General features: G+C 69.2%; 25 protein-coding genes. 8 read left to right on the plus strand and 17 right to left on the minus strand.

The genetic code is table 11. The features are described from left to right. Positions 1-478 precede the first annotated feature (478 nt). From rhaS to ASD56_RS02190, 4 genes are all read right to left on the minus strand, one after another. Positions 479-1,525, minus strand: coding sequence for a rhamnose ABC transporter substrate-binding protein (gene rhaS / locus ASD56_RS02175; protein WP_082541334.1), 1,047 nt, complete (start codon positions 1,523-1,525; stop codon positions 479-481). 65 nt (positions 1,526-1,590) lie between these two features. After that, a complete protein-coding gene (locus ASD56_RS02180) occupies positions 1,591-2,652 on the minus strand; it encodes an ABC transporter permease (RefSeq protein ID WP_055960693.1) in 1,062 nt (353 codons plus the stop codon). Continuing rightward, positions 2,649-3,689: an ABC transporter permease gene (locus ASD56_RS02185; RefSeq protein WP_055960695.1), complete on the minus strand. Its 1,041-nt coding sequence runs from the start codon at positions 3,687-3,689 to the stop codon at positions 2,649-2,651. Before ASD56_RS02185 ends, ASD56_RS02180 begins: the two co-directional genes overlap by 4 nt. Continuing rightward, complete coding sequence (locus ASD56_RS02190) at positions 3,686-5,212, minus strand: sugar ABC transporter ATP-binding protein (RefSeq protein ID WP_055960697.1); 1,527 nt, start codon at positions 5,210-5,212, stop codon at positions 3,686-3,688. Before ASD56_RS02190 ends, ASD56_RS02185 begins: the two co-directional genes overlap by 4 nt. Before the next feature lie 134 nt (positions 5,213-5,346). Between ASD56_RS02190 and ASD56_RS02195 the strand changes: the two genes are divergently transcribed. From ASD56_RS02195 to ASD56_RS02205, 3 genes are all read left to right on the plus strand, one after another. After that, entirely contained in the window at positions 5,347-6,390 is a 1,044-nt protein-coding gene (locus ASD56_RS02195; protein ID WP_055963471.1) for a LacI family DNA-binding transcriptional regulator, read from the plus strand. Between the two features lie 360 nt (positions 6,391-6,750). Continuing rightward, entirely contained in the window at positions 6,751-7,590 is an 840-nt protein-coding gene (locus ASD56_RS02200) for an SDR family oxidoreductase (protein ID WP_200947442.1), read from the plus strand. Between the two features lie 35 nt (positions 7,591-7,625). Continuing rightward, positions 7,626-8,618, plus strand: coding sequence for an NADPH:quinone oxidoreductase family protein (locus tag ASD56_RS02205; RefSeq protein WP_235565480.1), 993 nt, complete (start codon positions 7,626-7,628; stop codon positions 8,616-8,618). Positions 8,619-8,654: 36 nt separating this feature from the next. Here the strand turns inward: ASD56_RS02205 and ASD56_RS02210 are convergent, their stop codons facing one another. After that, complete coding sequence (locus tag ASD56_RS02210; protein WP_235565482.1) at positions 8,655-9,449, minus strand: enoyl-CoA hydratase/isomerase family protein; 795 nt, start codon at positions 9,447-9,449, stop codon at positions 8,655-8,657. Next, complete coding sequence (locus ASD56_RS02215; protein ID WP_055960701.1) at positions 9,446-10,207, minus strand: SDR family NAD(P)-dependent oxidoreductase; 762 nt, start codon at positions 10,205-10,207, stop codon at positions 9,446-9,448. The genes ASD56_RS02210 and ASD56_RS02215 overlap by 4 nt, the downstream gene beginning before the upstream one ends. Before the next feature lie 101 nt (positions 10,208-10,308). Between ASD56_RS02215 and ASD56_RS02220 the strand changes: the two genes are divergently transcribed. Next, entirely contained in the window at positions 10,309-11,064 is a 756-nt protein-coding gene (locus tag ASD56_RS02220; protein ID WP_055960703.1) for an enoyl-CoA hydratase/isomerase family protein, read from the plus strand. A gap of 111 nt (positions 11,065-11,175) precedes the next feature. Here the strand turns inward: ASD56_RS02220 and ASD56_RS02225 are convergent, their stop codons facing one another. From ASD56_RS02225 to ASD56_RS02240, 4 genes are read right to left on the minus strand one after another with little or no spacing between them, the layout of a single operon-like run. Further along, a complete protein-coding gene (locus ASD56_RS02225) occupies positions 11,176-11,982 on the minus strand; it encodes an MBL fold metallo-hydrolase (RefSeq protein ID WP_055960705.1) in 807 nt (268 codons plus the stop codon). 6 nt (positions 11,983-11,988) lie between these two features. Further along, on the minus strand, positions 11,989-13,596 hold the full coding sequence (locus ASD56_RS02230) for a cytochrome b/b6 domain-containing protein (RefSeq protein WP_055960707.1): 1,608 nt from the start codon (positions 13,594-13,596) through the stop codon (positions 11,989-11,991). Positions 13,597-13,602: 6 nt separating this feature from the next. Further along, a complete protein-coding gene (locus tag ASD56_RS02235) occupies positions 13,603-14,580 on the minus strand; it encodes an electron transfer flavoprotein subunit alpha/FixB family protein (protein ID WP_442922370.1) in 978 nt (325 codons plus the stop codon). 13 nt (positions 14,581-14,593) lie between these two features. Then, on the minus strand, positions 14,594-15,370 hold the full coding sequence (locus ASD56_RS02240) for an electron transfer flavoprotein subunit beta/FixA family protein (RefSeq protein ID WP_055960712.1): 777 nt from the start codon (positions 15,368-15,370) through the stop codon (positions 14,594-14,596). Between the two features lie 158 nt (positions 15,371-15,528). Here ASD56_RS02240 and ASD56_RS02245 point away from each other — a divergent pair, with 158 nt between their 5' ends. From ASD56_RS02245 to ASD56_RS15920, 4 genes are all read left to right on the plus strand, one after another. Then, positions 15,529-16,896: an MFS transporter gene (locus tag ASD56_RS02245; protein ID WP_055960715.1), complete on the plus strand. Its 1,368-nt coding sequence runs from the start codon at positions 15,529-15,531 to the stop codon at positions 16,894-16,896. A gap of 67 nt (positions 16,897-16,963) precedes the next feature. Further along, positions 16,964-17,893 (plus strand): cyclase family protein, encoded by a 930-nt coding sequence (locus tag ASD56_RS02250; RefSeq protein WP_235565483.1) that lies wholly within the window; start codon positions 16,964-16,966, stop codon positions 17,891-17,893. 25 nt (positions 17,894-17,918) lie between these two features. Then, complete coding sequence (locus ASD56_RS02255; RefSeq protein ID WP_055960719.1) at positions 17,919-18,692, plus strand: SDR family NAD(P)-dependent oxidoreductase; 774 nt, start codon at positions 17,919-17,921, stop codon at positions 18,690-18,692. Between the two features lie 23 nt (positions 18,693-18,715). Beyond that, positions 18,716-19,807 (plus strand): flavin reductase family protein, encoded by a 1,092-nt coding sequence (locus ASD56_RS15920; RefSeq protein ID WP_082541185.1) that lies wholly within the window; start codon positions 18,716-18,718, stop codon positions 19,805-19,807. Positions 19,808-19,879: 72 nt separating this feature from the next. Here ASD56_RS15920 and ASD56_RS02265 read toward each other — a convergent pair whose 3' ends face one another. The 7 genes from ASD56_RS02265 to ASD56_RS16420 form a co-directional block, all read right to left on the minus strand. Beyond that, positions 19,880-20,173, minus strand: a complete 294-nt coding sequence (locus tag ASD56_RS02265; protein WP_200947444.1) for a hypothetical protein — start codon at positions 20,171-20,173, stop codon at positions 19,880-19,882. Positions 20,174-20,253: 80 nt separating this feature from the next. Further along, positions 20,254-21,378 (minus strand): FAS1-like dehydratase domain-containing protein, encoded by a 1,125-nt coding sequence (locus tag ASD56_RS02270; RefSeq protein ID WP_055960721.1) that lies wholly within the window; start codon positions 21,376-21,378, stop codon positions 20,254-20,256. Beyond that, complete coding sequence (locus ASD56_RS02275) at positions 21,375-22,046, minus strand: NUDIX domain-containing protein (RefSeq protein ID WP_082541186.1); 672 nt, start codon at positions 22,044-22,046, stop codon at positions 21,375-21,377. Before ASD56_RS02275 ends, ASD56_RS02270 begins: the two co-directional genes overlap by 4 nt. A gap of 4 nt (positions 22,047-22,050) precedes the next feature. Then, positions 22,051-22,680: a PaaI family thioesterase gene (locus ASD56_RS02280; protein WP_055960726.1), complete on the minus strand. Its 630-nt coding sequence runs from the start codon at positions 22,678-22,680 to the stop codon at positions 22,051-22,053. Continuing rightward, positions 22,677-23,612, minus strand: a complete 936-nt coding sequence (locus ASD56_RS02285; RefSeq protein WP_055960728.1) for an SDR family NAD(P)-dependent oxidoreductase — start codon at positions 23,610-23,612, stop codon at positions 22,677-22,679. Before ASD56_RS02285 ends, ASD56_RS02280 begins: the two co-directional genes overlap by 4 nt. After that, positions 23,605-24,771 carry a CaiB/BaiF CoA transferase family protein gene (locus ASD56_RS02290; RefSeq protein ID WP_055960730.1) on the minus strand — a complete coding sequence of 389 codons (1,167 nt, stop codon included), beginning with the start codon at positions 24,769-24,771 and terminating at the stop codon, positions 23,605-23,607. The genes ASD56_RS02285 and ASD56_RS02290 overlap by 8 nt, the downstream gene beginning before the upstream one ends. Then, the gene (locus ASD56_RS16420; protein WP_055960732.1) at positions 24,768-25,676 is read right to left on the minus strand and encodes an SMP-30/gluconolactonase/LRE family protein; all 909 of its coding nucleotides are present in this window, start codon (positions 25,674-25,676) and stop codon (positions 24,768-24,770) included. The genes ASD56_RS02290 and ASD56_RS16420 overlap by 4 nt, the downstream gene beginning before the upstream one ends. Positions 25,677-25,705 lie beyond the last annotated feature (29 nt).

The following is a 25,705-nucleotide window of genomic DNA, read 5'->3' on the forward strand; positions in this document are numbered from 1 at the left end:
CGATGAGGGTGTTTCAGGCGGTTTTACGCGTTTCGCGCGGAGTTTGAATGTGGCTCAAGGGACGTCTGCGGCCACCAGGGTTTTCTCAAATCTTTCTCACGCTCGCAGTCCGCGCGATGGTCCACCTTGCTCTGTCCCAAGCCTAATCTTGGCCCTCGCAGCACGGGCGCCTACGGTGAGATTTGAACCCTTATGGGATCACCTTTCGGAGGTGCGCGGAGGTGAACTTTCCGCGTCATTCCGCGGATCTCGACCTTTCGGGAGTGCGCAGCGATGCACCGCTTCTTTCGACGGTTTTTCCCATCATTCCGCACGTCGCTCCGTCGCGTCCTTCTTCCTGGAGCATGCCGAGGTGATGCCACACCCCGGGTGGCCCTACGTCCGTTACGCGAAGACCGATCGCCATTGCCAGCTTTGATTACAGGCAGATGCCCCGGTCCGCGTGAGCGGTCCGGGGCATCCTCTTGCGGCTGTCGACTTAGAAGTCGAATTCGCCGATGTTGTCGGCGTTGAACTCGAACGGGTCGCCGAGCAGGACCGCGCCGTCGGCGCCGACCTCGAAGTCGCCCAGCTTGCCGGCCTCGAAGGTGTCGCCTTCCTCGCCGGTGATCTCACCGGTGATCAGGGCCTGCGTGGCGTACGCGGCGAGGTAGCCGAGGTCGGCCGGGTTCCACAGCGCGAACGCGGTGACGGTGCCGTCCTCGACGTACTCGCGCATCTGGTTCGGGGTGCCCAGGCCGGTCAGGGCGACCTGGCCCTTGTACTCAGAGGTCGACAGGTAGCGTGCCGCTGCGGCGATGCCGACCGTCGTGGGCGAGACGATGCCCTTGAGCTCGGGGTAGGTCTGCAGCAGGGCCGCGGTCTTGTCGAACGAGGTCTGGTCGTCGTCGTCGCCGTAGACGACCTCGACGAGCTCGACGTTCGGGTGGTTGGCCGCCAGCTCCTCCTCCATCATCTCGATCCACGCGTTCTGGTTCGTCGCGTTGGCCGAGGCGGAGAGGATCGCGATCTGGCCCTCGTCGCCGATCTGCTCGGTGATGAGGTCGACCTGCACCTTGGCGATGCCCTCGGAGGTGGCCTGGTTGATGAACAGGTCGCGGCACTCGGGGTTGGTGTCGGAGTCGAACGTGACGACCTTGACGCCCGCCTCGCGGGCCTCGTCGAGCGCGTCGCACAGCGCCTCGGGGTCGTTCGCCGAGACGATGAGGCCACCGGTGCCCTGCTGGGCGGCGGTCTGGATGTACTGCACCTGCGACGTCGGCGACGCCTCGGTGGGGCCGACCTCCTCGAACGTGCCGCCGAACTCCTCGGTGGCCTCTTCGGCCCCGCCGGTGGAGGTGTCGAAGTACGGGTTGCCGAGGTTCTTGGGCAGCATCGTGATCGACAGGTTCGCGTCGCCGTCGCCCCCGCCGGTGTCATCGCCGCCGGTGCCGCCACCGGTGCAGCCGGTCGCGACGAGGGCGACGCCCATGGTGAGGGCCGCGGCAGCGAATGCCATGCGCCCCTTGCGCTGAAGTCCGAACATCATTGTTTCCTTCCTTGGTGCAGTAAGCGGGTGCGTAGCTGCGGTGGTGTGTGGTGCGCGGGTGGTCACGCCGGGTCGGCTGACTCGGCGGATCGCCCCTTTTTCTTCCCGATCGCTGCGGCCCTGCGGACCTGCAGCCATGCGAGCAGGCTGGACGAGATAACGGAGACGATGAGCAGGAGGCCCGTTATGACGTTGATGATGTCGCTGCTCACGCTCGCCAGGCGCAGGGCGCTGCCGAGGGTGCCGATGAGAAGCACACCGGCGATCACGCCGTGCAGCGCGCCGCGGCCGCCGAAGATGGAGACGCCACCGAGCAGCACCGCCGCGATCACCTGCAGCTCCATGCCCATGGCGTTGTCGCCTCGGGCGTTGGAGTAGAGCAGCGTGAAGTAGACGCCGGCGAAGCCCGAGACCGCGCCGCTCAGGACGAACAGCTGGAACTTGGTGCGTCCGACGTCGATCCCCGAGAACCCCGCCGCCTCCTTGCTCAGGCCGATGGCGTAGAGCGAGCGGCCGAACGGGGTGAAGTGCAGCAGCACGGCGAAGATGATCGCGAGGATCACGAACGGGATCATGATCACCGGGATCGGGGTGCCCGGGATGTTGGCCTTCGCGAGGTCTGTCCACTCCTCGGGGAACTCGGTGATCGCAGTGGTGCCGAGGAGGCCGACCGCGATGCCGCGGAACAGCGCAAGGGTACCGATCGTGACGGCGAGCGACGGGAGGCCGACCACGGTGATGAGGAACCCGTTGAACGCGCCTGCGACGGTGCCGACCGCGATCGCCGCGAGGGCGGCGAGCGGAAACGGTACGCCAGACTGGGTCAGCAGCCCCGTCATGACGCTCGAGAGGCCGACGATGCTCGCGACCGAGAGGTCGATCTCCTCCGTGATGATGATCAAGGTCATCGGGAGGGCGATCAGCAGGATCGGCGCGATGTCGCGCAGCAGGTAGGTCACCGTGAGCGGGCTGTCGAAGTTGCGCACGCTCGCGAGGGCGACGACCACGACGAGGATCAGGAGCGCGATGATCGCGGCCTCGCGCGTGAGCAGGAAGCGACGCCAGGCGGGCTTGGCGTGGGCCTTATAGACCCGGGCGGTCGCGGCATCCGTCAGAGCGGTCATCGGGTCTCCTCCCGCTGGGCGACGAGTCGTCGGTGCTGCCGGACCGCGAGCACCCGGTCGAGCACGATGGCGCCGAGGATCAGCACGCCCACGACGGCGCGCTGCCAGAAGTCGTCGATGCCGAGGATCGGCAAGGCCCGGTTGATCGTGAGCAGCAGGAAGGCGCCGATGGCGGCGCCCCAGACGGTGCCCACGCCACCCGAGATCGCGACGCCGCCGATGACGGCCGCGCCGATGGCCTGCAGCTCCCAGCCGAATCCGGCGCCAGAGCTGACGGTGCCGTAGCGGGCGGCGTAGAGGACGCCGGCCAGTCCCGCGAGCGCACCGCTGGTGACGAAGGCGCCGATGACACGGCGCGTGACCCGCAGACCGTACAGGTGTGCGGCGGCGGGATCGGATCCGATCGCGTACAGCTCGCGGCCGCTGCGCAGATTGCGCAGGTACCAGGCCGCCACGACGAGGACGACGACGGCGATGATCGTGAGGATCGGGATGCCGAGGATCCGGTCCGTGCCGAGCGCCCGGAAGTCCGACGGCAGGTCGGAGGCGTTGATCCGGTCGCTGCCGGTCCAGGCGACGTTGATGCCGCGGTAGACGTACATCGTGCCGAGCGTGATGACCAGGGCGGGGACGCGGGCGAACGCGACGAGCGCGCCATTGATCAGTCCCAGCAGTCCGCCAAGGAGCACGCCAGCGGCGAAGACCCCGATGATCGGGACGCCCGGGATGTCGACGAACATCGTGCCGGTCAGGTAAGCGGTCAGGCCGACGATGGATCCGACCGAGAGGTCGACGTTGCGCGTGATGATGACGATCGCGGATCCGACCGCGACCAGCAGCAGCAGCGACGGCGTGAGTAGCAGGTCGCGGAACCCGTCGCCTGAGAACAGGAACGTCGGGTTGCTGACGGTCGCGAAGACGATCACCAGGAGAAGGGCGATCAGGATGCCGGTCTCCCGGGCGGTCGCGATGCGCTTGACGAGCTTGGACGCGGCGCTCGATCCGGGCGTGACGACCGGGGTGGCGGTGGCGGTCATCGGGCGACCTCCGCGTCGGCGGTGGCGGCGTACATGACGGCCTCCGGGGTCGCCTCCGCACGGGTGAACTCGCCGGTCAGGCGGCCCTCCCGCATGACGAGGACACGGTCGGCCATTCCCAGCACCTCCGGCAGCTCGGACGAGATCATGAGGATCGCCATGCCCTGCTGGGCGAGCTGGCTGAGCAGGCGGTGGACTTCGGCCTTCGTGCCGACGTCGATGCCGCGCGTGGGCTCATCGACGATGAGCACCTTCGGTTCGGTGGCGAGCCACTTGCCGAGCACGACCTTCTGCTGGTTTCCGCCCGAGAGGGTGCCGGCCTCGGCATCCAGTGCTGCGGTCTTGACCTCGAGACGGCTGGCCCAGACCTGCGCGGCCTCGTTCTCGAGTCCCGACCACAGCAGCCCCCACTTGGAGAGCTTCGAGCGGATCGCGAGCGTGATGTTGCGCGAGACGCCGTCCTCGAGGACGAGGCCCTGCTTTCGGCGGTCCTCGGGGACGAGCGCGATGCCGCGGTTGGTGGCGAGGCGGGGGTTGCCCTTCGGGAGGTTCCGGCCCGCGAGGGTCACTGCGCCGGACTCGTAGACGTCGACGCCGAAGACGGCGCGGGCGACCTCACTGCGCCCGGCTCCGACGAGGCCGGCCAGTCCGACGATCTCACCGGCCCGCAGCGTGAACGAGATGTCGCGGAAGACACCCTTGCGAGTGAGGCCTTCGACCTCGAGCACGACATCGCCGACTTCGGCAGGCAGCTTCGGGAAGAGCTCGGTCACGTCGCGGCCGACCATCTGCCGCACCAGCTCGTCGACGGTGGTGTCGGCGATGGGCGTCGTGTCGATGTACGAGCCGTCGCGCATGACCGTGACCGTGTCGCACAGCGCGAACACCTCGTCGAAGCGGTGCGAGATGAACAGCAGCGCACGGCCCTCGTCGCGCAGGCTGCGTGCCACGGCGAACAGCCGCTCGACCTCGACGCCCGAGAGCGCCGCGGTGGGCTCGTCCATGATCAGCACGCGGGCGTCGAGCGAGATGGCCTTGGCGATCTCGATGATCTGCTGGTCGGCGATCGAGAGGCCGTCGGTGACACGGTCGGGATCGAGGGTGACTCCGAGGCGCTGGAAGATCTCGACCGCCTCGGTGCGCATCGCCTTGCGGTCGATGCGTCCCAGCGCGGCGGTGGGCTGACGCCCCATGAAGATGTTCTCGGTGACCGAGAGATCGGGGAAGAGCGTCGGCTCCTGGTAGATCACGGCGATCCCCGCACCCTTGGACTGCGCCGTGCTGGTGAAGTCCACTGGCTCGCCGTCGAGGAGGAAGTCGCCGGCGTCGCGGCGGTAGAGCCCGGCGACGATCTTGACGAGCGTCGACTTGCCGGCGCCGTTCTCTCCGATCAGGGCATGGATCGAGCCGCGGTGCAGGGTCAGGCTTCCGGAGCGCAGTGCGACGACTGGACCGAACGACTTCACCACCCGGCGAAGCTCGAGCGCGGGGTGCTGCGCGGCGGATGCGACATCTGCTGCCACGGCGGCCTCCTCGTTGAGGTGAAAATGGATGAATCGATTCAGGCGGGTTTCAGGCTACTCTAAGTACGCAGACGGAACCGGTCAAGTCACGCGACAAGACCGGACCGCGAACCGACGAAGAAGTGGGGGTGTCCGTGCCGGTCAGCATTCGCGACGTCGCCGTGCGGGCGGGCGTGTCCGTCGGAACCGTCTCCAATGTGCTCAACCGCCCGGACGAGGTGTCTGCCGATTCGGTCGATCGCGTGAGCCGGGCGATCGAGGAACTCGGCTACGTCCGCAACGATGCCGCCCGCAAACTCCGTGCCGGCGTGAGCACCACCGTGGGCTTCGTCGTGCTCGACGGGCAGAACCCGTTCTACAACGAGGTCGTGCGCGGGGCCGAGGACGAGGCGACCAAGCACGGCATCGCGATCCTGTACGGCAACACCGATGAGGACATCGGCCGCGAAAAGCTCTACCTCGATCTCTTCGAGGAGCAGCAGGTCCGCGGGCTGCTGATCGCTCCTTACGGCGACGTCACGGCCCGACTTCAGCGGCTGCGCGCACGAGGGATCGCCGCCGTGCTGGTCGACCGCTTCAGCGGTGACGGGCGGTTCTCGTCGGTCTCCGTCGACAGCGTCGTGGGCGGGCGCATGGCCGTGGAGCACCTCATCGAGGGCGGCCGGCGTCGCATCGCCTTCGTGGGCGGCCCGTTCGACATCCGGCAGGTCACCGACCGCCTCGCCGGCGCCCGCGTGGCCGCCGAGAACGCCAACACCTCCGTCGAGGTCGAGGTCGTCGCCACCGCCGCCATGACCGTCGAGGACGGTGTCGCGGCAGGGGCCCGCATTCTGGCGCGCCCACGCCGCGAGTGGCCCGATGCCCTCTTCGCGGCCAACGACCTGCTGGCGCTGGGACTGCTGCAGTCGCTGGTCGTGGACGGACGGATGCTGGTGCCCCACGACATCGCCATCATCGGGTTCGACGACATCGCGTTCGCCGCGGCGGCCGCTGTGCCGCTCTCGTCGATCCGCCAGCCAAGTCGCATGATCGGGCGCACCGCGCTGCGGATCGTGCTCGAGGAGGCGTCGGACTCCGAGAGCCTCGCCCGTCAGACAGTGTTCCAGCCCGAGCTCGTTGTGCGGGCGTCGTCGCGTCAGCACGAACGTGGTCCTTACTCGTCATTGCGCGGAACTTGACATTTCTACGGGGCGCCGTCGTGCATCACCTCCTTCATCGGTCTCCCCCCGGGACGGCGGCAAACCTCGACGATGGAGAAAGGGATCTGGAGTCGTAGGTGACCTCACGATTACGAGGAGTCGCCTGGCACGGCGGCATGGGGTCGCTTGTGAGAAGTTGTGCGGATTTCCGCGGTTCATGGTCGTTCGGGTCGCGGGTGATGGTCACAGACGGCAGCCCGAACCAGTGCAGAAGTGGGCAAATTGTGGGCACGCATCACGCGAGCTTCATGCTGCGCATGGACAAGCGAAAGTCGAGCGGGAGTTGGCGGCACCCCAGCCAGCCGACGCCTGGTAATCGGTGGCTGCTAGCGCAGCGCAGTGGATGGCGGCGAGAAATGCCGTCCACAAGGCGTCTGGCCGGGCAGTGACGCCATGATGACGAAGAACGCGGGAGAGCGCGCGGAAGAGGTCATGATCTCCTACGATGACATTCCTGTTGGCTCCGATGTGCGACTTTTCGCTCGCAGTTTCAGCGGCAAGCTGCGCGACCGTCAGAGGAGTATCCGACCGACTAATCACCGCATCGGCGAGGTCCTGCAGGTTGGGGCGGATGTCGTCGAGGTGAACTACTTCGGTGTGGTCGAGCTGCTCGAGGGCTTCCGCGACGCGCTCACCAAGACCGAGCGCGCGAAGGTCCTCGTCTTCGCATCGAACGCGACCACCACCACGCCCGCCGTGCCCGGCCGCGCCATCCGCGCGATGCTCGCCGGGCACTCCGAGAGAGCCGTCCGGGCTACCCGCATCTTCGGCAATAGCGCGCCCGCGATGGCGTACGGCGCCGCGAAGATCGCAGTGAGCCGCTGGGTGCGCCGACAGGCGGTGACTGCGCGGTGGGCGGGGGCGGGGATCCGTCTCAACGCGCTCGCCCCCGGCGCTATTCTCACGCCGCTCCTCCAGAAGCAACTGGCCATGCCCTCCGAGGCGAAGGCGATCCATTCGTTCCCGGTGCCGATCGGCGGCTTCGGGGTGCCGGGCCAGCTGGCCGACTGGGTGGTCTTCGTGCTCTCCGACGCCGCCGACTTCCTGTGCGGCAGCATCGTGTTCGTCGACGGCGGGTCCGACGCGTGGTTCCGGGCGGACGACTGGCCTCGTGCCGTGCCGGCACGGAGGGTGCCGTGGTATCTCAAGCGCATGCTGGCGTTCGCAGAGCGAAGGTGACCGCCTCTGCACTGCGGTGCGGCCAGAATGGACAGATGTCTCTTCCTCGACTGATGCGTGCCGTGCGCAACATCGACAACACCGGACCCGCGGGATTGCAAGTGACGGAGATCCCCGTCCCGGCACCTGCCGCCGATCAGGCCCTCATCGAGGTGCACTGCGCCGGCGTGACCTTCCCGGATGTCTTGCAGACCCGCGGCGACTACCAACTGCGGATCCCGCTCCCGTTCACGATCGGCTGCGAGTTCGCGGGGGTGGTGGTGGCTGCGGGACCGGACGCCGGCGTGACGCCCGGGCAGCGCGTCGCCGCGATCGGCGCCTTCGGTGCGTTCGCGGAGTACGCTCTTGTCGGCCGCAAGCAGGTTCTGCCGCTGCCCGACGAGATTTCGTTCGAGGATGCTGCGGCCCTGCCGATGAACGTTCTCACGGCTGATTTCGCCCTGGCCCATCGCGGCGGCATCCGCGCCGGCGAGTCGGTCCTCGTGCACGGCGCCGCCGGCGGGCTCGGCACGGCGCTCGTGCAGCGGGCGAAGCTCGCATCGGCCCGGGTGATCGCGGTCGTCTCTTCCGACGAGAAGGCCGCCGTGGCCCGCGCCGCCGGAGCCGACGAGACGATCGCACCGGACGGATTCCTGCAGGCGGTCCGTGAGCTCACCGACGGCAGGGGCGTCGACATCGTCGCGGATCCTGTCGGCGGAGACCGTTTCACGGACTCACTGCGCAGCCTGGCCACCGACGGGCGCCTGCTCGTTCTCGGATTCACCGGGCGCAGCATCCCGACGGTCAAGGTCAATCGCCTTCTACTGACGAACACCGCAGTCATCGGCGTCGCGTGGGGCGGGCTCATGGCGACCGGCGCTATCTCACCGCGCGACCAGTGGGAATCGCTGCGCGAGGCGATCGGCTCGGGGGCGTTCCGCCCGCCGGCCACTGCCATTCACTCGCTCGCCGACGCGCCCGCTGCGGTCGCCAGCCTCGACGACCGCAGCGCCGTCGGAAAGCTGATCATCCGGACACGCGAGGACTGAGCGCCCGCCGCGCCGGCCATCTCCATCCGGTCGGCGTCAGCGCGGCGCGGTCGAGCGCGCGGCGAACGCGGCGACGCGCTCGCGCGCATCCGGCGTGTCGAACGCGGCTCCGATGCTGCGGGCCTCCTCAGCCAGCTGCGCCGCGAACGTACGGTCCTCGCGCGTGCGCACGAGCCGCTTGGCGTGCCCGTACGCGCCCGCGGCACCATCGGCCCACGCCCGCGCGATCTCGTGCGCGCGAACAGCGACAGAGTCGTCCGGCACGATCTCGGCAACCATGCCCCACTCGCGGGCTTCATCGGCCGGCAGCATCCGATCGCTCAGGAGCAGCTGCAGCGCGCGCCGCTGGCCGACCGCCGCAGCGAGGTGCGCTGAGACCGACAAGTCGGGGGTGAGGCCCACCTGGGCGTACCGGCTGCCGATGCGCGAGCTCTCCCCCACGACCGCGTAGTCACTGGAGAGCAGGATGCCGATGCCCCCGCCCGCGGTGGCTCCGTGAGCGGCAGCGACCACGGGGATCGCGGATTCCGTCAAGGCGAGGATGCCGACGTTGATGAGCGCGGCAAGCTCCTCGAGCTGGGGGCCACGGGTCATGGTGGCCGCCATGGCGACGACGTCGCCGCCGGCGCAGAAGGCCGGACCCGCGGCATCCACGATTATTGCCCGCACGTCGTCGCGGGAGACAGCCTCCGTCGTCGCGGCCACCCACGCGTGCGCCATCTGCGTGTCGAACGCGTTGAGCCTGTGCGGCCGGTTCAGGGTCAGACGAGCGATGCCCGCCTCGAACGACACGCGCACCGGCGACGTGGGGACGGCGAGATCGGCGGTCACTTCGGTGCCATCCGGATTGCGCCGTCCAGGCGGATCGTCTCGCCGTTGAGGTAGCCGTTATCGACGATCGACATCACGAGCGCGGCATACTCGTCCGGCCGGCCCAGGCGCTGCGGGTACGGCACCTGCTGGCCGAGCGAGTCCTGCGCCGCCTGCGGGAGTTCCGCGAGCATCGGCGTCTCCATGATGCCCGGCGCAATCGTGCACACCCGGATGCCGTAACGGGCGAGCTCGCGCGCAAGCGGCAGCGTCATCGCGTGCACGCCGCCCTTCGACGCAGCGTAGGCGGGCTGGCCGATCTGCCCATCGAACGCGGCGACCGACGCCGTGTTCACGATCACCCCACGACTGCCGTCGGCCTCGGGCTCAGCCCGGGCCATGGCCGCGGCTGCCTGAGAGACAACGTTGTAGGTGCCGACGAGGTTGATCTGGACGGTCTTCGCGAACCCCGCGAGCGGCGAGGGCACACCCTCGCGGTCCAGCACCTTCGCGGGCGGGGCGATGCCCGCGCAGTTCACCACCACGCGCAGCGGGCCTAAGGCAGTGGCGGCGTCGACTGCGGCGGCGACGGCCGCCGGGTCGGTGACATCCGCGGCGGCGAACACGCCCCCGAGCTCTCCCGCGACCGCGGCGCCGGGCGACGAAGGCAGGTCGACGATGACGACCTTCGCCCCTGCCGCTGCGAGGCGCTTCGCAGTGGCGAGGCCCAGACCGCTCGCGCCGCCGGTGACCAGTGCGCTGGAACCGCTGATCGACATGTGCTCTCCTTCGAGCCGCCTGGAACTGCGGCATCATCATGGGCCGAGGTGGCGAGCATATCAAAAATCAGTAAACTGATCGGGTCGATGAGGAGGTGCGGATGCCTGACCAGGCCAGCGTGCGGGTGGCGCAGCCCGAAGAGGACGGCGTCGGAATCGTCGAGATCCTCCGCGGGCCAGAGAGCTATCTCACCGTGTTCGTCCTGCGGGATCTGCTCAACGGACTGCAGACGCTGGACGCCGACCCCGCCTGCGGGGCGATCATCGTCCGCAGCGAAGGCAAGCACTTCTGCGCTGGGCGCGACTGGGACACCGCGCGCGACCCCGAAGACACCGCCGAGGCGATCTACGCTGTCGCCCCAGAGCTGCTCGAACTGCGCACGCCCTGGATCGCCGAGCTGACCGGCGGGAGCATCGGCGTGGGCATGGGGCTCGCCCTCTGCGCCGACTACCGTGTGGCCGCCGACACCGCGTACCTGTGGCCGAAGTTCGTCAAGATCGGCATTCATCACGGGTTCGGCCTCACCGCGACCCTCCCGTGGCTCGTCGGACCACAGCGCGCCACCGAACTGCTCTCGCTCGGCGCACGCATCGGGATGGAGCAGGCTCTCCGGTGGGGGTTGGTCGACCGGGTCGCGCCGTCGGAGGCGATCGCGAATGCCGCGCACACCCTCGCGGCGGAGCTGGCCGCGCAGCCCCGCGAGGCGCTCGCGGCGATCCGCGACACGATGAGGTCCCCGCTGCGCGCGCGGTTCGCAGAGGCGATCGTGCATGAGCGCACGACGCAGACTGCACTGCACGACTCGAAGGACTTCCAGCAGGCGACGGGCGGCGGGTACCGCTACCAGACAAGCTGAGCGCGCCCGCTCCGCACGACTGCCTCTATTCCGATCAGCCGGTCCTCGGCACCGTCCCGCCGGTCGCGTACCCGTGGGGCGTGACCCAGGACGAGGACGATCAGGTTGTACTCAGCCTTCGAGCGCCAGGTACTCGAGTTGCGCACGCACCGACGCCCGCGCAGCCGGAAGCACGCCCTCCGGAGCATGGGTGTATGCCGCGGCGATCACGCGCTGGACCAAGTCGACGTCGCCCGGGTCCGCCCGGCGACCGGAGATCACGCTGCGGACCAGCTCCAGCTTGTCGCGACGATGGGCGAGATAGATCTCGCAGATCGCGGCGAGGTCGGGTAGCGCAGGGCCATGCGCCGGGAGCACGTGGAGACGCCCTAGGCGGCGCAGCCGCTCGATCGAGCTCAGGTAGTTCGAGAGCGACCCGTCGGGGTGGGCGATGACTGTGGTGCCGCGTCCGAGAATGGTGTCGCCGGTGAGGATTGACGGGCACGACCCGGCACCCTGGTCGGGACCGGCGTCACCCGGGAGCACGAAGCAGACCGAGTCGGAGGTGTGACCGGGCGTCGCCACGACCTCGATCTCCGCGCCGGCCGCAGCGACGACGTCGCCGCCGCGGAGCGGGTCGCCGCCGATGCACCACCGCTCATCCACCGCGCGTGCGACGGCCCCAGTCTTCGCGGCGAGCTGCGCCACCGCGTCGGAGTGGTCGTGGTGGCCATGGGTCAGGAGAATCAGCTCGACGGTGCCGAAGCGTTCGATCTCGGCCAGGTGCCCCTCGTCGAGCGGGCCGGGGTCGACCACGACGACGCGCGGCGATCCAGGCGCGCGCACCACATAGGTGTTGGTGCCGTCGAGCGTCATGGGTCCGGCGTTGGGTGCGCGCACGCAGGTGGCCAGGCGCGTGAGTCGTCGGCCGGTGCTCATCATCGTTCAGCGACTGCTGACGGTCCCGAACAGGCGCGCGATGGGGGCGAGCACGAGGGGGCGTGCGGCGACCCAGGCTACGGCGATCACGGCGAGCGAGGCGACGAAGAACCAGAAGCCGGTCCAGTTGTCGGCGTACGCGCTCGGATCCACCGAACCCTGCGCGGCGTACATGTGGTTGAGGTTGCGCAGCGCACCGGTCGCGAAGACCAGGAAGACATGCACCGCGATGAACGCCACGAAGTACAGCATGGTCGGGAAGTGGACCGCGCGCGCCCACTCGATGGGATACGCCTTGTTCAGCCCCGCCGCGTTCTTCGGCCAGAACCCGCTCATCCGCACGCCGGTCGCGATCGCGAGGGGCGCGGCTATGAAGACGGTGGTGAAGTAGGCCAGCTGCTGCAGTGCGTTGTAGTTGACCCAGCCGTTCTCGGTCGGCCAGTCCAGGGAGATGTACTGCAGGGCCGCGCTGACGGCGTTGGGAAAGACCTCCCACGCCGTGGGCACGATGCGCACCCACTGCCCAGAGACGAAGAGCAGAACGATGAACACGAGTCCGTTCAGCACCCACAGCACGTCGAGCGACTGGTGGAACCAGACCGTGAGGCTCACCTTTCCCTGTGCTCCACCCCGCCGCGGCGTCAAGTACGCCGGTGGCTTCTTCTGCGCACGCACCTGCAGGCCGGAGCGGATGATCAGCACCATGAGGAAGACGTTGAAGAAGTGCTGCCACCCCAGCCACGCCGGGAAGCCGACCGGTGCGCCCGCGGGCAGGTGGTACTCGCCCGGGTACGCGGCGAGGAAGTCCACCCCCCATGGCGTCGAGAGCAGCCACCGCACCGCGAACACCGCCATTGCGGCCGCGAACAGCAGCCCGGCGCCGCCGACCGCGACCGCGCCGGCCCACTGCGCTCTGGTGAACGGGCCGATCCGCTTCGGTTCCGGCTGGGCCGTGGCGCGCGACGCCGCGTGGGCGCCCGCCCATACGGTGCGGGGAAGGGACAGCGGCTGCGAGAGAGGAGAGCCTGTGGAGGTAGCGGGCGCTCTGGTGTGGGCTGCGGATGGCGTCACCCCGGCCGCGGGCACCTCGGGAGCCTCCGCGATCGGGGCGGGCGCGCCATTCGTATCCGCGGCGGTTGCGGCGGGCGCGGGCGCGGCCGGTGCGGACCCGGCCGGTGGCCAGGGCTCGCCGCCCGAGGCCCTGGGAAGCCCTCGTCGCAGCGGCGTCGCGTCGCCGGGAGGCGTCATTTCGGGTTGCGCGACCGCGGGGGAAGCGGCCACAGGCGCCGCGCTCGCGGCCAAGGGGGTCGGCGAAGGTGTCGCGGTGGTGCGCACGGCGACGAGAACCGAGGATGCCTGCGGCCACGGCTCGCCGCCGGGCGCACGCGGCAGACCACGGCGCACGACACCTCCCCCGGCCCCGGGTGCGGCGAGCACCTGGGGCGTTTCGACCGGCTCGTTCCTCCCCGGCTCGACGACCGGAATGACTTCGGGAACGATGGTCACGGCGGGGCCGTGGCCGTTCCTCGCCGGGGCGGCGCCGTCCGGCGGCCAGGGCTCACCGCCGGGAATGCGCGGAAGACCGCGCCGCAGCGTCGAACCGAAGGTCACCATGGCGGACTATGCCTTCTTCGCCTCGAGAGCCGCGATCAGCTGCGGCACCACCGTGAAAAGGTCGCCCACCACTCCGAAGTCGGCGACTTCGAAGATCGGGGCGTCGGGGTCCTTGTTGATGGCGACGATCGTCTTCGCGGTCTGCATGCCGGCCTTGTGCTGGATGGCGCCTGAGATGCCCAGGGCGACGTACAGCTGAGGCGAGACCGAAACCCCCGTCTGGCCGACCTGGTGGGCGTAGGGGATGTATCCCGCGTCGACGGCCGCTCGCGAAGCCCCGACCGCCGCGCCAAGCGCGTCGGCGAGCTGCTCGACCAAGGCGAAGCTGTCCGGAGAGCCGAGTCCGCGCCCGCCGGATACGACCTTCGCAGCGCCGCGCAGCTCCGGACGCGTCGACGCTACTGCGGACTCCTCGACCGCGTCGATGCGAGCAGCCGGCAAGCCGGACGGCGTCACCGCGAGGGGTTCGACCGTCGCCTGGGCGGACTGCGCCCTCGCGTCGATCGCGCCCTGGCGGACGGTGATCACGAGTGGCCCGAACGTCGCGGCACTTGTGACGTTGTAGGCGCCGCCGTACACCGAGTGACGGGCGACAACCCCATCGTCGTCCCGGTGGACGCCTACGGCGTCGACCGCCAGCGCGGAGCGTGTGCGAGCAGCGAGGCGGCCGGCGACGTCACGGCCCTCTGTGGAGTTCGAGATCAGCACGGCCTCGGGGCGCACGAGCTCCACGGCCGCGGCGACCGCGTCGACGGCGGGTACTCCGAGTGAGCCCCGGTCGTCCGACGCGGTGAGAACCACCCCGGCGCCCAGGGCCGCAGCGGCCTGAGCGAGATCGTCGAGCCGGTCGTCGGGCGCGACCACGACCGCGATCGGTGAGCCCACCGCTGCGGCCGCGCCGAGAAGGCCGGCCGAGCTTCTCGCGAGCACGCCGCCCGGCTCGACGTCGAGGAGGACCAGGATCGAATCCGCTGAGAATGCCACTGTCATGCTCCGTTCACGCGAGCCGGTTGTCGACGAGGTACTGCGCAAGCCTGTCGCCGCCGTCTCCCTCATCAGTGATCTTCACGCCCGCGGCTCGGGGCGGCTTCTCGGCGATGTCGACCATGATCGAGCGCGCGACGCCGGATTCGTCGGCGTCGAGGCGGAGGTCGGCGAGCGTCAGGGTCTCGAACGGCTTCTTCTTCGCCGCCATGATCCCCTTGAAGTTCGGAAATCGGGCGTCGGGGAGCGCTTCGGTGATCGAGATGACCGCCGGCAGGGGGCTCGTGACCTGCATCGTCGCCCCGTCCGACACTCGCACTCCCGACACGCTTGCGTCGGCGATCGTCACCTCGGACAGCCCTGTCGCCGCCGGCACAGCGAGCAGCTCCGCGACCATGGCGGGGATCACGCCGGCGGTGCCGTCGGTCGAGAGGTTGCCACCGATGACGAGATCGAAGCCGGTTCGCTGTACGGCGGCGGCGAGCACCTGCGCCGTCAGGCCGAGGTCCGCGCCCCGCAGCGCGGGGTCCGCGATCTGGACCGCCGAGGAGGCGCCCATCGCGAGCCCCTTCCGTACGGTGGCGGCGGCGCTCTCGGCGGTCATCGACAACACCACGATCTCGGTGCCGGGCACGGTGTCGGCAAAGGAAAGTGCGACCTCGAGGGCACGCTCGCCGATCTCGTCGAGCACGGCCTCGGACGCGCCGCGCTCAGCGAGGCCGGTCTCGAGCGACAGCTTCCGTTCACCGTAGGTGTCGGGAACTTCCTTGACGAGAACCACGATCTTCATCGCGGGCTCCTGGCGGCGGCATCCGGCATGAGAACTCCTTTTGTCTGAATATCAAATATACATTATCGGCTTTCGGGGTTGAGCTCGTAAGGTGAGGATACTGATCAAAAATCGCATGGGCTGATGCGACCACGAGCGAGGAGAACGGCGTGAGTGCGATGTTCCGGTCGTTGCGTGCTCGCAACTACCGGATCTGGTTCCTCGCCGGCATCGTGTCCAACGTCGGCACATGGGTCCAGTCGACGGCGATGAACTGGTTCATTCTGACGGAGCTCACCGATGGTGACGCGACGGCGGTCGGCATCGCTCTCGGCCTGCAGTTCGCGCCGCCGCTGCTTCTGCTGCCTCTGACCGGCTGGCTGCCCGATCGCTTCGACCGACGCCGCCTCATCATCGTGATCGATTCGCTCCTGCTGCTCCTGGTCGCGGGGATGGGAGCGATCACCGTCGCAGGCGGGATGACGCTGGCGCTGATGTACGGCCTGTGCCTGGTGTTCGGCATCCTGAACGCGTGCGACATTCCGGCACGCCAGACGTTCGTCACGGATCTCGTCCGGCAGGACGACCTCGCCAACGCGATTGCGCTGAACTCGGCCTCGTACAATCTCGGGCGTCTGGGGGGTCCGGCTGCGGCAGGCGCACTCCTCGTCCTCGTCGGAGCCGGGTGGGCGTTCGTCGCGAACGGGGTGACCTACCTCGCCCTCATCGTCGGGCTCCTCCTGATCCGGCCGCGCGAGCTGGTGCCCCGTGCACGGCCGCCGCGCCCCCCGAGTGTGTGGGGCGGAGTGCGATACCTGGCGAAGCGCCCGGACCTCATTTTCGTCTGCGCCACCATCTTCGTGGTGGGCGCCTTCACGATCAACATCCCGCTGACTTCGTCGATCATGGTCGCGACCTTCGGTGGCGATGCTGCAGATTTCGGCATCGTGAACTCCATCGTCGCAATCGGCTCACTCGCGGGTGCGCTCTACGCCGCAAGGGCGAAGCGGGCGAGGCTCGGCGTCATGGTCGCCGCTTTCGCCCTGCTCATGGTTGCGGCGATCGGAGGCGCGCTCGCTCCCGACATCCGCTGGTACACGGTCGCCGTCGTCTTGACGGGTTTCGCGGTCATCCTGGCGCTGGCGACCGCCAACGGGTACGTGCAGTCCACGACGCACGTGCTGGTGCGCGGTCGGGTGCTTGCCGCCTACATGGCAGTGCTGATGGGAAGTTCGACGGTGGGATCCCCGCTACTGGGCGTGATCGCCGACACGTGGGGCGGGCACTGGTCGGTCGCCGTCGGTGCGGTGGCCGCCGGCGCGGCGACCATCGCAGGCGTCGCATGGCTGCGCTGGGGCCCGCGCACCGAACTCCCGCCGGTGAACTCGGCGACGGCGGGCGCGCCGTCCTTGCCAGAGCCCCTCATCCCCGGCTCCGCTCTCGAAGCAGGGAGCCCGTTCACCGGCCCGAGCAGGGTGGTCGATGGAGAAGAGGATGATGACGAGGGAGAGCCCACAGGCACGCGGAAACCTGTTTTTGATACTTGACATTTTATCAAAAATGACGTTTGCTGAGCCGAGATGAGGAGGGGATTCGATGGGGAACCTTGCAGTCGTGAGTTACGCCGACCTGCCGTTGCTGACCCCCGGCCGTGACGAACGGCACGCATGGGAGCACTGGGGGGCGGGCGACCCGCTCGGGACGTTGAACCGCATCACCCCCTCCGTCCGACGCGACGCCGTGGCCACCGTGCGCACCGGCGAGACGATCAACCTCGACCTTCCGCTCGACGAGCCCTACCCCACCCTGTTCGGCCGACGGCCCTACCAGCACACCTTCACCGGCCCGAGCAAGCGGGACTTCATCGACGATCGCATCGACGATCTGTTTCCGCAGGCCTCCACGCAGTGGGACGGATTCCGCCACCTGTTGATCCCCGACCACGGCTGGTTCGGCGGGGTTCAGATCGACTTCGAGACCGATCGCGACACCATCGGCATTCAGCACTGGTCGGCGGGAATCATCGGTCGTGGCCTGCTGGTCGACGTCGCCGAGCGCACCATCGCCGCCCTCGCCGAGGATCCCTCCGCTCCGATCGACCCCATCGAGGCCGATGAACTGCAGGCCGCGATCGACGCCACGGGAGAAACGCTGCGCCCGGGCGACATCCTGTGCGTCCGCACCGGGTGGATGCAGTACTACCACAACGCCGACGCCGCAGAGCGCGAAGCCGTCGCGGGCCGCTTCACCTGGCCCGGCCTCTCTGGATCGAGTGAGATGGCAGAGCTGCTCTGGGACGGCGGCATCGCCGCCGTCGCAGCCGACAACCCCGGCGTCGAGGCCGCCCCGGGGCGTCGCGGGTCAGGAAGCCTGCACCGTCGCGCCCTGGCACTGCTGGGGATGCCGTTCGGCGAACTCTTCGACTTCGACGCCCTCGACGCCGCGCTCCGCGCCCAGGACAGGTCGTCGTTTCTCTTCATGGCCGTCCCTCTCAACATCCCCGGCGGGGTCGGTTCGACCGGCAACGCCGTGGCGATGCTCTGACCGTTCGCAGACAGAAAGAAGAAGCATGATCGACACGCCGTACAGCCAGCGCCTCCAAGGACTGCGGATCGTTGTCGCCGGAGGTGGCGGCGCCATCGGCGCGCCCATCGCGCTCGCGTGCGCCGCACAGGGCGCGCGCGTGGTGATCGCGGACATCTCGGACGGGTACGCACAGGAGACCGTCGACGCGATCGTCGCTGCCGGCGGCGAGGCGCACGCGGTGCACATCGACGTGGCCGACCTCGGGTCCATCTCCGCCGGCATGGACGAGGCGAAGACGGCCCTGGGCGGAATCGACGCCTTGGTCAATTCGACCGGCGTGAGCGGCTCGGCCAACACGCTCGAGGTGACCGAAGAGCACTGGGATCGTATTCACACCATCAACCTCAAAGGCGCGTTCTTCGTCATTCAGGCGGCGGCGCGGGTCATGGCCGAGCAGGGCACCGGCGGCGCGATCGTCACGATCACCTCGACGAATGCCGAACGCGGCGTCCTCGGCCATGTCCCGTACGGCGCGACGAAGGGGGCCCTCCGCCAGATGGTGTTCGGGCTCGCCGCCGATCTCGCCGAGCACAACATCCGGGTGAACAACGTGGGCCCCGGGATGATGGCCACCACGATGCGCAACGACGGCGAGTCCACAGAGCGCACGCATGTCCCCCGCAAGGTGCTCCGTCGGCGCCTCCCCACGGGCGCCGACGTCGCCAAGATGGTCACCTATCTGCTGAGCGACGACGGCGAGTACGTGACGGCGACCAACCTGTACGTCGACGGCGGCGCCCTGTCGGGCCTGTTCTGACACCTGCCCAAGGAGAAACGACCATGACCGATACCAAGAATGTCTTCCGTCAGGTGCTGGGTCAGTACCCCACCGGTGTGACGGCCGTGACGGCCCGCACGGCCGACGGAACGCCGGTCGGCATGGCCGTCGGCTCGTTCACCTCGGTTTCAATGGATCCCCCCATCGTGGGTTTCCTGCCGACCAAGACGTCGAGCTCGTGGCCGAAGATCGAGGCCGCCGGTTCGTTCTGCGTGAACGTGCTCACGTCGGCCCAAGAGAACGTGTGCCGGGCCCTGTCCGCCCGCGGCGAGGACAAGTTCGCCGGCCTGTCGTGGACAGACGGCGTCACCGGCGCCCCGGCCATCGAAGGCGCCCTCGCATGGATCGAATGCACTGTGCGCGACGTGCTCGACGCCGGCGACCATTACATGGTGCTCGGCGATGTCGTCGACCTCCGCATGGGAACGCCGGCATTGCCGCTCGTCTTCTTCCGCGGCGGCTACGGGAAGTTCAGCTCCGGTCCGCTGGTGGCCGAAGACTTCCACGACCAGCACCAGGTGCGGCTCGTCAACGCCGTCCGCGATCAGATGCAGGCGATCGCCTCCGAGCTCGGCGTGGAGGCGAGTGCCACGGCGGAGATCGACGGCAGGCTCGTGCTCGTGGCAACGACGTGGTCTCCGTTCAGCGACCGCGCCGCGGTGCGCGCCGGCGACCGCGTTCCCTTCCGGCCGCCCTTCGCCCTGCCGTTCGCGGTCTGGGGCACCCCGGAACGTCGTCAGCAGTGGCTCCAGGGAGTGCCCGACGATCAGCGCGGGGCAGCCCAGACGGTCCTCGACATCTCCGCGGAGCGCGGCTGGGCCGTGTCGGTTCGTCCGGAGCCTTCTGCCGACGCGGTGCAGCGCATGATCGCGGCCAACTTCCACGAGCCGCTGACCGTCGGCCCGGACGGAATCGACCCGCGCAACGTGAGCGTTCCGGTGCTCGGCCCGGACGGCTCGGTGCGACTGTCCCTCGCGCTGTCGGGAATGAAGGCCGAGTTCGCTCGCCACCATCTCGCCGACGCCGCGGACCGCCTGGTCATGGCCGCCCGAAAGGCCGAACGAGCGGTCGCGAACCAGCGGACGGACGACTGACGGCGCCGCATACTCACCACCGACGAAGAAGCGGGCCTCCCTTCCGGGGGCCCGCTTCTCGTGTCCGCTGTGTCAATCAGACGCCGGCAGCGCCTTGGCGGCCTTCACGGTGAGTTCGATTCCGTCAGCGGCGAGCGTTCCTGGGCCGGCCTTGACGCACAGCAGCTCGAGATCGCCCGAGTCGTCGGAGTAGCGCTTGCCGACGAGTACCTCGCCGGCGAGACCGGACGCGGCCGAATCGACCGGCGCCTCGATCGTGACGGGCGCGCCGCCGTGCGTGAGCTCGATCTCTCCGGCGCCGCGGATCACGACGAACTGAGCGGGTGAGACGCCGCTCGCCAGCTTGAGTCCTGGTTTGATCTGCATGGTGGTTTCTTTCCTTCCTGAATCGCGGGCGGCGACGCCACACGAATGAGTTGTGGTCTGAGAAAGCGACGCGCGCTGGGTCAGCCGTACATCCCGACGTTCGAGCCCACATCCTTGGTGAACAGGATCTCGTTGTCTAGTCCGGCGGCGTCCGTCGGCAGCCGCACGGATGCCGTGCCCGAGGTCGTGGTGACGTCGGACTGGTTGACGACTTCGACGGCCACCTCGGCGATCCATTCGTCGCCCGCAGCACGGATGCCGGTCACGCGACCCTGGACTCGATTGGTGTCGCCGACGATGTTGGGGCGGTGCAGCCGGGCTGTGAACGATTCGAGGGTGCCGTGGTCGCCCATCCAGTCGGTCACGAGCTGGATCATCCAGCAGAAGCGCTGCGGACCGAAGTCGAAGCTGCCCTCCTGCGCGCGTTCCTTACGGGCGTACTCGGGGTCGGCCCGGCCTCCCGCACCGACGTCCACCGCACCGGGAGCCACTTTCCGCGCGCGACGTGTGCTCAGCGCCCCGTGAGCGAACAGGTACAGCTCGGTGCGGGTGAATGTGCCCTTCGCGAGTTCGGGCAGCTCATCGTCGACAGCCACCTCCGCGCCGTAGCGCGGCATCCCACCCCGGCGCTCGCGCGACCACACCAGGGGGTCCGGCGCTATCTGCGCACCGGGGTCGCGGTCTGCAGCTTCGACGCCGCGACCTTGGTTCGGGAAGCGGAGCATGTCATTGTGCAGCGTCGCGATCTTCTCACCGCGATGGTTGAAGTACTCGGTGCGGCCGGTGCAGACGAGCGCGTCGGGGATCTGGCGGAGCGACTTGCGCGTCACCGACTCGGGTGTCTCGATGGCGCGCACGCGGTCTCCCACCCAGATGGGACGGTGCCACTGGATGCGCGCGCCGCCGTAGAGGATGGTGAGGGCGCTCATCGGCACCGATCCCGGGGCGAGATGACCCCAGATGGATGCCATCGCGCCGAAGTTGATCGAGAAAATGAAGGCCGGGGATGCGACGAGCTGGTGGAACCGCGCGCCGTCGGCGTAGTCCTCGTCTCGGTACAGCGGGTTGTAGTCGCCGACGCCGTCGGAGAAGCGCTGCACCCACTCGGGAGTGACGGTGCGCCACGCGCGGGGGGTCAGCGGCACGCCCAGGCCGTCGCGGAACTCTCGTTCGAACTCATCCAGCGTCGTTATCGTCGCCGTCATGCGACTGCCTCCTTCGGTTTCGCAGTTTCGGCTGTGCGCGGTCCATGCCGCAGGTATACCCACGGGCGCGCGCCGAGGGTGATGCGGTGGCGGGCTCCGGGCGGGCCGGGGTGGTAAGGGTGGTGTTCGTCGCCGTGCCACGCCAACACGGTGGGATCGGCGCCCACGACGTGGGAGTGGAACTCGTCGGGCCCTTCCACCTCGCCGTTGCCCGCGCCCGCGAGTCTCGCCAGCGTGACCCAGGTCGGCGGCATGAAGTCCCACGCGCCCTCGGCGTGGCGTGCGAGCGCGGCATCCGCGGTGATCCAGGCATGGTCGACAACCTCGTAGTCGTCGGTGCGCACGTCGCCTTCGACGAATTCCGCCCGGTAGAACCGCGTGTCGAACCGCGCGCGGGCGGTGGCCGGTGGAAGCCACTTCGACAGTGGCTGAAGCTCCTCTGGTGCGATGACCAGGCCGCACTCCTCCGCCGCCTCGCGGACCGCCGCCGCACGGAGCGGATCGGCGTTGTCGCGATCGGCAGACGACACGGTGCCGCCCGGAAAGACCCACATTCCTGGAAACGCCGGCGAATCAGGCGATCGGCGCAGCATCAGCACCTCGGTACCCGCCGGGCCGAGGCGTGTGATCACGATGGTCGCAGCTTCGCGCGCAGCATCCATGGTCATCCTCTCATCTCGCCATCGTCAGGAAGAGGCCATATGCCCGCGCGACGACCGCACCGTCGACGGAGATGGTCGCGCGCACATGGGTCTTGCGCCCATCAACCCGCTCGACGTTCGCGCGCAGGTCGAGTGGAGCGCCGAGCGGCGCCGCGGCGACATAGTCGATCTCGAGTCGTGCGGTGAACGACGGGCGTCCGAGGTGGAAGAGCAGAGCCCCCATGGCGTGATCCAACAGCGTCGCGACTGTTCCGCCATGCACACGTCCCGGAGGACCTGTGTACGCCGGCCCGAGCGCCACGCGGCCCACATGCTCCTCGCCGTCCATCATCATGTCGATGGGCGGTGCGATGGGATTGAAGCTCGACCACGCCCGACCTGCCGGACTCGCCGTATCGCCGCCGGTCAAGTGGATCAGCAGCCGCTTCTGCTCCGGGTCGAGCACGTAGGACCACGGCAGAACGTCGTCGAGCGTGTGCTGTGACAGCTCCTCCACGATCTCCTCGAGGCGATCCGCTGCGGCCGCTGTGTGGGCGCCGGGATGAGATCGTACGGCCGTGTCCGCGAGCTCCCTCAGGGCCGCGGTGAGCCGGAGCGCGTCATCGACGTGACCGGCTTCGAGAACTCGTTCCGGCGTCATCGCGTCGTCCCTGTGCTGAGTAGGCGACCGGCCCCGGTCGGCACGCGCGCGCCGGTCTCGTGCACCTTGGCGCCGTCGAGATCCAGAATGGCGTCGATGCTGTCACGGACGCCCTCCGGGGTGAGGTGGGGATCACGGATGCCGGGCGTGCGCACCGTCACCAGCCGTGACACGCCACCGCCCGAGGCCGCGAGCACCTCGCCGGTGAACGCGCAATCGCGCGAGGCGAGGAACGCCGCGACGGGGGCGACGAGCTCAGCCGGCATGGTGCGCTTCATGGTCTCGGCGAACCCCGGCGGCAGCGCGTCGCCGGTGGCGTCGACCATCCTGGTCCCCGCCCCGGGAGCGATCGCATTGACGAGGATGCCGCTTCCCTCGCCGACGACGGCCAGGTTGTGGGTGAGCGCGAGGACGGCACCCTTCGCACTGCCGTAGGGCACCATGCCGGGCACGCCCCACAGCGCGGACGACACTGTGTTCACGATGCGCGGGGCAGCGCTGCGCTCGAGGTGAGGCCAGGCGGCGCGTGCCAGCTCGAGCGAGCCGAACAGATGAACGTCGAGGAACCGCTGCACGGTCGCGCGGTCGATGGCGGGGAAGTCGTGCACTGCGAAGTTGCCCGCATTGCAGATGAGGGCGTCGATGCCGCCGAAGGCGCTTACCGTCTCGTCCACGATGCGGGCCACGCCGTCTGGGTCGGCCACCGAGGCCCGCACGGCGAACGCCTCGCCGCCGGCCGCCAGGATGTCGGCGACCGTCTCGACCGCGGGATCTTCCGCGGTCTGCGCGGCTCCGTCGACGCTGGCGCCGAGGTCGACGACGCACACGCGCGCTCCGCGCTGCGCCAGCAGGAGGGCCTCCGCGCGACCGATACCGCGCCCCCCGCCGGTGACGATGACGGATGCCCCGACCACATCGATCTCGTCAGACATCCGCGTGCTCCTCCTCTGCCACGACGGCCACACCGGCTACGACCAGTCCGTCGATGCGCTCCTCGGACCAACCCAGCCCGGACAAAACGAACCGGGTATCGGAGCCCTGCGCGCGCGCGGCATGCGCCTCGTCGAGCGACTCGCGCGCATAGCGGGGCACAGGCGCGGGCTGAAGGTGCCCGCCGACCCTCCGCAAGACGCCTCGCGCCGCCATATGTGGGTGGGACGCGGCATCCCTCAGCGTCATCGCGGGGGCGACGCAGGCATCGACGCCGTCGAAAGCCTGGAGCCACTCTGATTGAGAACGTTCGGCAAAGGCCGCCGCGAACAGTGCGGAGAGCTCGGGCCACCGAGCCTTGTCCCGTTGTGGGGCGTCGGCGGGGTCGATGCCGAGCACCCGCAACAGCGCCGCATAGAAGACGGGCTCAATCGCGCCGACCGTCAGCCACCGCCCGTCGGCCGTCTCGTAGGCGCGGTAGAAGTGAGCCCCGCCGTCGATCGTGTTCGTGCCTCGCTCTCCCCACACGTCGCGCTCGGCGAGGCCGTAGAAGAGCGCGCCGAGGTAGGCGGCACCGTCGACCATCGCCGCGTCGATGATCTCGCCTTCACCCGTGGCCCGAGCGCGCATCACGGCGCAGACGACGCCGAATGCGAGGATCATGCCTCCCCCGCCATAGTCCGCGACGAGGTTGAGCGGAGGCACGGGCGCGCGTCCGGGCTCGCCGATCGCGTCGAGGAGGCCGGTGAGCCCGAGGTAGTTGATGTCGTGCCCCGCCGCGAGCGCGAGCGGGCCGTCCTGGCCCCAGCCTGTCATGCGTCCGACGACGAGGGCGGGGTGCGCCGCGAGGAGGTCTGCGGGGTCGAGACCCATGCGCTCCAGCACCCCCGGCCTGAATCCCTCGAGCAGCACGTCCGCGCTCGCCACCATCTCGCGGAGCGCCGCGACGCCGCGCGGGTCCTTGAGGTCGAGCACGACCGTCCGCCGGGAGCGGCCGAACACGTCGGAGGCCGGGTCCAGGCGATCGGGAACCCCGGGTCGGTCGATGCGGATGACCTCCGCGCCATTGTCGGCGAGCAGGGTGGCCGCGAGGGGCAAGGGGCCCTGGGCTGCGAGCTCGATCACCCGGACGCCGGCGAGCGGGCCGGTACGGCCGGTCACGGCCTGGCCTCGCCCGCGCCGACCGGAACGTCGGCCGCCCAGATGGACCCCTTCCCGCCGCGCACGGAGGCGTCGAAGTCCCACACCTCGAAGCCGCAGCAGACGTAGAGCGTGCGTCGGTCCTCGCCACCCAGGCCGCATGCCGTGGTGCGGCCGCCGCGCTCCGCGTCGATGGTCACACGGGCGGTGATCTCCCCGCCCTCGACCACCCGGATCGCCGCGCCGCCGCCGGGCTGTGCCACCCACACCGCACCCTCGGCGTCGAAGCAGACGCCGTCGGGAAGCAGATCGAGTTCAGCGAAGACCCGCGGCGCTGTGAGGGTGCCGTCGGACGCGCGATCGAACGCGATGAGCCGCTTCTCGGGCGCCTCGGCGGTGACCACCGTGCCTCCGTCAGCGCTGATGGTGATGCCGTTGGCCGCCGTGAGCAGGCCCGCTTCCTCAAGCTCGCGTACCGATCCGCCGGTCTCGACGAGCAGGATGGCGGTCTGCACCGGCTCCTCCTTCTTCCACAGGTCGTACCCCAGCTGCGTGACATACGCGCGACCCTCGGCGTCGACGACCATGTCGTTGACGGGACCGGGCGCGAAGGGCCGGAGATCCGCGTAGACCTCGGCGCGCTCTCCGTCCCACACGAGGACTACCCGCTCGAACATCGAGTTCGCGATGAGGCGGCCGTCCGGCAGGAAGCCGATGCCCACCGTCACCACACGGGCGCCGTCGAGCCCGACCCGATCGGAGAAGTCGGCGAAGACCGACCACGAGCCGTCCGGCGCGACGCGGATGACGCGCGCGGCATACATGTCGGAGAAGTACAACGCGCCGTCGTGCCACCGCGGGCACTCCGTCCAGCTGAAGCCGGTCGCGACCTGGGCGGCCGAATAGTCCTGCACCACTTCGTGCATGTCGCTCCTACTTCCTGCGGGGTTCGGTC

The organism is Microbacterium sp. Root166 (genome assembly GCF_001427145.1).
GTDB lineage: Bacteria > Actinomycetota > Actinomycetes > Actinomycetales > Microbacteriaceae > Microbacterium.